The following is an 8,511-nucleotide window of genomic DNA, read 5'->3' as shown; positions in this document are numbered from 1 at the left end:
CGACACGACAGTCGGGCCTCCGCGCTGCCCTCGCCAGCCACAGAACGCACGACGGTCTGCCGACTCCGTCGGCAGACCGTCAAGAAAGATCGAGGCTAAACGCTCCGTAATACTGCATCCAACCTCGCACGACCGGGTTGATCCATCGAGCGAGGTCTCGTTCGGACAGACCGGAACGCTGGTGCAGCTTCCAAGCTCGCACCATCGCCCCCATCTTCTTCAAAGCGTCCTTGCTGACCGCCGGAGCGAACGAGAGGAACATCTCTCCTGTCCTCGTCCGTGCCCCGCGAGGCCGGAAAGTGAACCCCAGGAACGTGAACGACATGTGCTCAAAAGAGCCGCGCCGCTTGCCGTCCTTGCAGTACACGATCCGAGTCTTGTCCGGGTGCAGATCCAGCCCTACCTCACCCATTCGTTCTGCGATCGCTGCAAGAACCCGTTCGGCCTGCCCACGACTGGAGCAGTGCACGACCGCGTCATCGGCATAGCGCTCGAACAGCACGGCCGGGAACACCCGGGCCCGTGTCACGCGGGTCCCTCGGCGCCCCGTCTCCAATGCCTGAGCCCGGCCGTCGATTTTCTGGCATGCTGCGGTCCCATCACCGTTTCCGGATTAGGTAAGCCATCAGACCCAAGAACCTCCCTCCAAATTCTTCCCGACTGAATCGGGGATACGACAAGGCGCCTCATGGCGCACTGCCACCGGTCCGCGACCTGGACCGCGTCGGGCAGGGCGCGGCGGATGGCCTCGGCGTAGGTGGCTGAGCCGTCGCGGCACACGACCTCGACACCTGAATGCTCGCGCAGCCACGCTTCCAGCGTGTCGGCCGTACGGTCAGGCAGCACGTCGATCCGCTCATGGGTCTCGGCGTCGATCACCACGGTGGTATAGCGGTGCCGCCGGCGCAGAGCGAAATCGTCGACGCCGATCACGCGGGGCACCCGCCCGGTGGGCAACGGGATGCGCAGCAGGGTGCGCAGGGCCGTGTGACGGGACAGGCCCACCGCGAGTATCGCCAGCAGACGTGATCCCGCCCGGCCCGCTAACTCTTTGACCACGGCCTTGACCTGCCTGGTCAGACGAGCGGTGCGTCGCTGGTATCGCTCCAGCACCCCGGGCACCTGTTCGCGGAAGGTGTGGAGGCAGCCTCGCGTAGGGCACACCAGACGCCGCACCCGCACACGGACCACCACCCGTCGCCCGTCGACCGGAACGTCGGCCACCGTCCGCCAGTGATAGCCGTGCACCCGTCCCGACGAGGCCCCGCACACCGGGCAGACCGCGGTGTTCAGCGGCGTCCGGGCCCGCACCACGATCCGCTCACCCTCGTCGGCCACATCCTCCATAACCAGCGGGGACAGACCCGAAAACACCGTCCTCACAAGCTCGTTGACATCCATCACATGAAAGTCAACGACCCTCACAACTCTCCGTCACCACCGAATGTGAGACAGGGCCGAACGATTTACAGTCCCAGCAGCGCGCCCAGCTTGCCGACCTCGGCATCGACTGGGCCTGAACCGAGGCGGGCACAGAAGAGGCGGATTCACCAAGTACGGGGCGGACCGCTTCTGGCGCTCACCCAGTCGATCGGTGGCCTTGGTTGAAAATGCTCTATGTACGCCTGCCTTGAGCCCTTCTATACGGGGGATTCGACTCGTCCGTACGGCCCTGTACCGGCGGCGCACTGCGGTTACGGGCTGCTCGCGGCGTTTAACGTCTAACCGGCGGTCTGAGACGTCGATGACGGAGCATCAATCGCCGGGTTCGGTTCGGAGCACTCACATCCACCACCTGTGGTGGGGCTGCGCGCAGGAGGTTTTTCATGTCGGGTATCGCTGTACGGGCGGTGTCGGAACCGGGGAGCGGGGGGCGAAGTCGCGGGGACGGGGGTTCGTGGTGGGTACTGGTGCGGGCCTGGGTGGCGGGGCTGGCGGTCCTGGCTGGTCTGGCCGTCCCGATCGCCGTCGCCACGCCAGCCGCCGCGCAGGGCGCAACTGTCGCCTACGTAGCCAACGAAGGTGCGGGCACGGTGTCCGTCATCAGCGGAACCACCGTCATCTCCACCATCCCCGTCGGCGACGACCCCCGTGATGTGACGATCACCCCGGACGGCTCCCGGGTCTACGTCACCAACAACGGCTCGGACAACGTGTCGGTGATCAACAACTTCACCGTCATCGCCACCATCCCCGTCGGCGACGCCCCCCGTGATGTGGCGGTCACCCCGGACGGCTCCCGGGTCTACGTCACCAACAGCGTCTCGAACAGCGTGTCGGTGATCGACACCGCCACCAACACCGTCACCGCCACCATCCCCGTCGGCAACTTCCCACACGGTGTGGCGGTCACCCCGGACGGCTCCCGGGTCTACGTCACCAACAGCGCCTCGAACAGCGTGTCGGTGATCGACACCGCCACCAACACCGTCACCGCCACCATCCCCGTCGGCAACTTCCCCGTCGGCGTGGCGGTCACCCCGGACGGCTCCCGCGTCTACGTCGCCAACAGCGCCTCGAACAGCGTGTCGGTGATCGACACCGCCACCAACACCGTCATCGCCACCATCCCCGTCGGCAACGCCCCCACCGCCGTGGCGGTCACCCCCGACGGCTCCCGCGTCTACGTCACCAACGCCCTGGGGAACAGCGTGTCGGTGATCGACACCGCCACCAACACCGTAATCGCCACCATCCCCGTCGGCAACGGCCCCACCGGCGTGGCAGTCTTTCCGGACGGCTCCCGCGTCTACGTCACCAACAGCGCCTCGAACAGCGTGTCGGTGATCGACACCGCCACCAACACCGTCACCGCCACCATCCCCGTCGGCGACACCCCCCGTGGCGTGGCGATCGGGACGATCCGTGCTCAGGGGCGGATCCCGACCACGCTGGACCTGAAGGTGCAGAAGCAGAAGAAGAACCCGCACAGCCTGGGCCTGGGTGACCATGGCGGCGGCCTCACGCTGAAGGCGAAGCTGACCTCCCAAGACCTGCCCCTGGAAGGCAAGGACATCACCTTCACCAGGGACGACACCTCGCTGTGCACGGACACTACGGACGGGCGAGGCAAGGCCACTTGCCACGTCCGCGGCAGGCAGGACAAGGACACCTGCTACACCGCCACCTTCGCCGGCGACGACATCTACCAGCCCTCCACCGCTACCCTCTGCAAGCAAGACGACCACGACAAGCCCCCCCACGACAGGCCTAACCCGTGGGCAGCCATGCTCAGCCAGAACGGCGTCAGCATCCCCGCCCTCACGCCAGCGATGACACGAGGATGAACCAGCCCGGCCGAGCCCCAGCGGCCACAGTCGCGAAGCCGTAATCCCTAGATGCGGACCGGGGCGCGGTGGGCCCCTGAAGTGCGTGACAGCAGCGCACAGCCCCACCAGCCCCGGCCCAGGCTGTGGCCGTCCGCGGCCGTACGCTCGCGGACGCCGTCCTGGATCCGGCGGCGAAGGTCTCGATGAAGCGCCTGGTGCTCCGGGCCGTGGCGAGGGCGGTTGCCTGTTAGCGGACGAGATGGTCGGCGCCTTGAGGTGCGCCGGGGCAGCGGAGGCAATCCGCGGCCCCGCGAAGGCACCTCCGAGCGCCAGCAGCGAGGAAACACCGAAGGTCATGATTTTCATCTTCATCAAGAGACCCTCTCAATGTGGACCTGACGTCCACGAGTAGTCCCGATAGTTCTCGTACCGGCCCCTCGGCAGTGGCCCGATGTACCCCTTTACTGATGGAAGGAACGTTTACCAACTGGCTGATCGAGTCCGATGTGTGCGGGCCACACTGAGCCAAACTTGACGCAGGACACCTGGAGTGCATCGACTGCTGGTGAATGCTCCCTGAGAACGCGGCTGGCCGCCGTGCAACTGTCCTTGTGAACGGCCAGTTCGATCCCAGGGGGTGCCCGGTGGCCTTGTCCCGGCATGGCGGGGTGTCGCCCCGCTCGGTCGACGACACGGTCAAGGCTCGGACACCGGCATATCGAAGAGCGAGATCTGGCGGATTTGCGCAAGAATGAGACGTTCGCGCAGGTCGGAGCAGGGTTTGGTGTCTTCAAGGCGACGGCCTGGCGCTATCGAGGTGTTGACCTCGTGGGCGCCGGGACTGCACGAGGCCTTGGTGGGCCTGGGCGAGGGCGACTACGTCATCGTGGACGGCACCGTGCGCCACAAGGCGCTTGATGATCGGGGGGTGAAAGGACTCCGTCACCGGACTGTCGCAGCAGTCCGGTTGAAGCTGGGGGCAGCCTGATACGGGGGACGCCGGGGAGTAACCCTGACAACGCCAGGACGTGCTGGCACTGCCAGACAGTGCGGGTCCGGCAAGCGAGACGAGAAGGTGTACGCGAGGAACCAGTGGCAAAGCTCCGTAAGCGACGAACCGGCTCCAATCTGGTGGATATGGGGATGCAGTGCGTGACCGCTGCGACGGTCAACTCGAAGTCACGTAGTGCCGTCGGTGAGGAGGCCTCGACGAAGGACTGCGGCGTAGTCGTGGCGACGCTGCCGGGCAAGAGCTGTGCACCTCCCTCGTCAGCCGTCATTGAGTGAACGTGGGAACCATTTCCGGGCGCCCTCCGGGCCAGGCAGCCAGCCTGGTCCAGGGCAGGCTCGTCGGGGCCGAGGCCGTGGGATGGGGCGGAGGCCCCGTAGTAGTCCGAGCGTGCGAAAGGCGCGTAGATGGCGAAGGGGACCAGCAAGTCAGCAGGGAGGAGACTGAAATGCTGGACCGTCAGGTGGAGGCTATGGTCATCCGGCACGTCCACCGATCGGCGCCCGGAACGTGGCCCGCTGCGGCCGACGCTGGACACAGGGTCTGCATCAAACGCAGGGCCCACCCAGACGAAGCGACGATGGCAGCTGGGACCACTGCCAGCCGGCCCGGCGGAGGAGGAGCAGATGACTGACGTGATCAACCGCATGCGTCATGAGGGGATATCGGTATGGCTCGATGACGCGAGCAAGGACCCCTTCCCCCCGCAGGCTCTGCGTTCCATGGTCGAGTCAGAACGAGTTGTGGGTCTTACGTTGCACCCGGCACTCCTCGCCCACACACACCGCCGCGGTCCTGTCGACGGTGCATTGCCGCAGAACGCAGCACGGGGCGACGGCATGCCCGAGTCGATCGCCCTGCACACACTCGTGGTGGACGATATCCACCGTCAGTGCGACCTGTTGCTCGGGGTCCACCGCCGCACCGACGGCCGCGAGGGGTACGTCACGGTCGATGTGGATCCACGCCACGCCCACGACACCCGCCACATCCTGAACGCGGCACTGACCCTCCACTCGTTCCTCGACCGCCCAAACGTCCTGGTAGGCGTGCCGGCCACCGATGCTGGAACGCGTGCCTTGAGTGAGTGCGTCGCGAAGGGGATCGGCGTTCACGCCACCCTCGTCTTCTCGGCCGACCGCTACCAGCAGGTGCTGGACGCCTATCTCAGTGGCTTGGAGGCAGCCCATGCCCGTGGCCATACGCTGGCGGACATCGCTTCGGTCGCCTCCTTCCACGTCAGCGAACTGGACCGTGCGGTGGACGCCGAACTGACGAAAGCTGCAACGCCGGAGGCCATGGCCATGACCGGCCGCGCCGGACTCGCCAACGCACGCCTCGCCTACGAGGTGTACGAACAGATGTTGGCCTCTGCCCGGTGGCAGAGACTGGCCGCCCACGGCGCCCGGCCCCAGCGTCTGATGTGGCTCCCCGCACCGTTGTCCCCGGAACACCCTGGGGACACGCGCTACGTCGAGGAACTCGTCACCGGGGACACGGTGATGAGTATGTCGGTGGATCTGCTCGGGGACGTCACTGACCACGGCCGAATCGTCGGGGACCGGGTACGCCGCCACTACGCGCACTCCAGCCGAGTCCTCGACTACCTGTGTTGGTTCGGCGTCTCGTGCGCCACCATCACACGACAGCTGGAACTGCAAGCGCTGTCGAGGGAGCAAGCCACATGGCGAAGGACCCTCGACGATCTGAGCCGAAACCTGCACCACACGCCGGCGACCGTCTGACGCCGCGCCCGGCGCTGGGGGCGGGGGTCCTGGCGATTGCAGCCGAGGTGGCCTGCGGTGAGAAGACGGTGCGACGGTGCCTGCACCAGTTGGACCAGTCTGGTCTGGACGCCTTGGCTGACTGTTGCTGGCATGGCAGCCGTCAGGTGACCGGATCGGTTGTCGCGCCGCCCGGGATCGTGGAGCACACGCTGCAAGGCGGCTTCGTCATCGAAGACGCCGCCGGTGAGGCCCGACGCTGCGGTGCCTGCCGTGCCGAAGGCGAACCGCGCGGCTTCCGGCGTCGCCGGCCGGGCAGCGCGTAGTGGCGCTTCGCAGGCGCCAGGCCGCCGGATACCAGCGCCACCTGAACTCGTGCCGGTTTCGGGTGTCCAGAGGCTGCTCGAACTCCGTGTGCAGAGCGGAGGCACGCGGTGAGGGTGCCAATCCGTGATATCGCCGGGCATCTGATCTGGTCGACGCACGGCAGCGTGTGGGCCGTCTACCGGCTGCACCCAGGCCCGGACGAGCACGGGCGCAGCGACGAGACCGTGCAGGGCACCTATGTCCCAGCAGCGGTGCGCGATGAGAAACCGTCGAAGATCACGCACCTGGTGCGTTCACTGTCGGGCGCCCCGCGGTTGTTCGGCCTCTGTGCGCAGGTTGACCCCGGTGGGCAACTGATCTGTTCGCCCAGCTGGAGATGCGCGACTTTCGTCGATTACACCGTTGACCTCATGCTCGTGCCTGCGCAGAGAGCAAAGGTCTCGCCGAGCAGACAGAAGGCTGACCTTCCACCACGGCCGCCTCACCCTCCTGTTGCGCAGGGTGCGGGAGCCATAGCCCTCGCCCTGGGCGGCCGGGCGGGCGCGTCGTCGACCGGCTGACCTTCAACGAGCCAGCCTGCTACTGCTTTCTCGGCCTCGACAGACGTGCAGGCCCTCTGTCGGCAGGCTCAGCTTCTGTTCGGGCGACTGGAACGACGCGGAGAAGTACGACTGCGCGCTCTACCAGCAGCTGCTGGATACCGGGTGCGAGAAACCACGCCTGATCGAGGCATACCGGATCAGCCCCTGTGGGATGCCGGACGCACCTACGAAGCCCGCCAGACGGCCTCCCAACTGCGATGTCAGCACCTCACCGACGCGGGGCCTTGGAACTTCGTCGCTGACGGCTTCGAGACTGCCGGTGAACTCCAGCGATCGCTCCCGACACTGGCAGCAGGCCCGTAGGGAACGTGCGAAGGACCCGGCACCAAGCCACGTGGAGACGCGAGGGCTCTGCGGTGGCGGAAGCGGGAAGCCAGCACGACGGCCAGGGCGGCGAGGGCGATGCAGGAGAGGCCGGCAACGGCGAAGGCCTCGCGGGGGCCGACGGTGTGCACGAGGGCACCGGTGACGGGGCCGCCGACGGCCGCGCCGCCGAGCAGGGCGACGACGTAGACACCCGATCCTGCTCTGCATGGGGGCGTCCGCTGCGAGTTGCACGGCCGCGTTGGCCGTCGTGCTGAAGACCAGCGCGCACACGCCGATCGGGACGAGCAGAAAGGCGAAGGCCCACACGCTCGGGCAAACGGCCGCGGCCATTTCGAGGACGCCGAGGGCGCCGGCGGATGCGGCCAGGACCGGGAGGCGGCCACCGCACAGCCGTCCGGCGCACAGCGCGCCGCCGAGGGATCCGGCGGCCAGTACGGTGCTGAGCAGACCGAAGGACGGCGCGCCCGCTCCCCAGCCCAGGGCAGTGTACGTGGGCAGCAGTACGGCGAAGTTCGAGCCGAGCATGCCCATCAGTGCGACGAGGGCGAGGATCCACAGCAGCTCGGGGCGGGCCGTGATATGGCGGACGGCTTCCCAGCGGCGTCCGTCGTCTCGGCGCGGCAGGCACCGGCGCGGGCTGTGCGCCGCCGGTACCCGGACGCGCAGCAGGATGCACATGCACCCCGTCGGTCGACGCCGGCCTCCCCCGGGAGGGCGACTGAACAGCGGAGGTTTACGGGTGGCCTCCATCCCTACCGTAGGGACTGGGGAGACCCAGATCGCTGGCTCCGGTCCCCGAGGGTGACCGGAGCCGGCCTGTAGCAACTCCCGTAATTGCACCCTACTCGACGTTTTCCGACATCAGATTGTCAATGTTGCACTACGAGAAACATTAAGTGAACGCTCATTAACAAATTGGAGTAGGCTGCGTCATGCTAGTAAATCTAATTATCGGTGCAGGCATAGTGATGCTCGCGGCGGGGGCGGCACTGCTGGCGTTTTGGATAGAGCGCGGAGACTGACTCCCGCTTGAGCTATTACATTTCTGAGCCTTGGATGCGTGAGGGTTATTGACTGGGCTACGGCGGCAAGCGCCCGGAGATGATCGTCACCGACACCTCCTCGTACAGTGACATCGTCTTCGGCCTGCTCACACTGTGAACCGTTCCGGGTTCGGTAGGGACTCGATCATTTGAGAGGATCGAGTCATGGCACGCCCTTCCCCTTACCGCCTTGAGCTGCGCAAGCGCGCG

Annotated in this window: 5 protein-coding genes and 3 pseudogenes; 5 read left to right on the top strand and 3 right to left on the bottom strand. The window is 66.6% G+C overall.

Annotated elements, in window-relative coordinates:
* Window positions 1-79 precede the first annotated feature (79 nt).
* On the bottom strand, window positions 80-502 hold the full coding sequence (locus tag AC0699_RS38595) for a reverse transcriptase domain-containing protein (RefSeq protein WP_478670891.1): 423 nt from the start codon (window positions 500-502) through the stop codon (window positions 80-82).
* Window positions 503-699: 197 nt separating this feature from the next.
* A pseudogene (locus AC0699_RS38590) lies at window positions 700-1,401 on the bottom strand (ISL3 family transposase); the annotation flags it as partial.
* A 425-nt stretch (window positions 1,402-1,826) separates the two neighbouring features.
* Here AC0699_RS38590 and AC0699_RS38585 point away from each other — a divergent pair.
* From AC0699_RS38585 to AC0699_RS38565, 5 genes and pseudogenes are all read left to right on the top strand, one after another.
* Entirely contained in the window at window positions 1,827-3,287 is a 1,461-nt protein-coding gene (locus AC0699_RS38585) for a YVTN family beta-propeller repeat protein (RefSeq protein ID WP_478670889.1), read from the top strand.
* Window positions 3,288-3,941: 654 nt separating this feature from the next.
* Window positions 3,942-4,170 (top strand): annotated as a pseudogene (locus AC0699_RS38580) (helix-turn-helix domain-containing protein); the annotation flags it as partial.
* Window positions 4,171-4,904: 734 nt separating this feature from the next.
* Window positions 4,905-6,023, top strand: a complete 1,119-nt coding sequence (locus AC0699_RS38575) for a transaldolase family protein (protein ID WP_478670887.1) — start codon at window positions 4,905-4,907, stop codon at window positions 6,021-6,023.
* Window positions 5,963-6,328, top strand: a complete 366-nt coding sequence (locus AC0699_RS38570) for a hypothetical protein (RefSeq protein ID WP_478670894.1) — start codon at window positions 5,963-5,965, stop codon at window positions 6,326-6,328. Before AC0699_RS38575 ends, AC0699_RS38570 begins: the two co-directional genes overlap by 61 nt.
* A gap of 108 nt (window positions 6,329-6,436) precedes the next feature.
* Window positions 6,437-6,676, top strand: a pseudogene (locus AC0699_RS38565) (hypothetical protein); the annotation flags it as partial.
* A gap of 333 nt (window positions 6,677-7,009) precedes the next feature.
* Here AC0699_RS38565 and AC0699_RS38560 read toward each other — a convergent pair.
* Window positions 7,010-7,936: an MFS transporter gene (locus AC0699_RS38560; protein WP_478670884.1), complete on the bottom strand. Its 927-nt coding sequence runs from the start codon at window positions 7,934-7,936 to the stop codon at window positions 7,010-7,012.
* Between the last annotated feature and the right edge of the window lie 575 nt (window positions 7,937-8,511).

Source organism: Streptomyces sp. NPDC043870 (genome assembly GCF_056435785.1).
Note: the sequence above shows the minus strand (reverse complement) of the source record. Positions and strands in the feature narration are given on the sequence as shown.

Coding starts and splice junctions, on each gene's coding strand:
- AC0699_RS38585 (WP_478670889.1), top strand. CDS start 1,827: ATGTCGGGTATCGCTGTACGGGCGGTGTCGGAACCGGGGAGCGGGGGG.
- AC0699_RS38575 (WP_478670887.1), top strand. CDS start 4,905: ATGACTGACGTGATCAACCGCATGCGTCATGAGGGGATATCGGTATGG.
- AC0699_RS38570 (WP_478670894.1), top strand. CDS start 5,963: ATGGCGAAGGACCCTCGACGATCTGAGCCGAAACCTGCACCACACGCC.
- AC0699_RS38560 (WP_478670884.1), bottom strand. CDS start 7,936: ATGTGCATCCTGCTGCGCGTCCGGGTACCGGCGGCGCACAGCCCGCGC.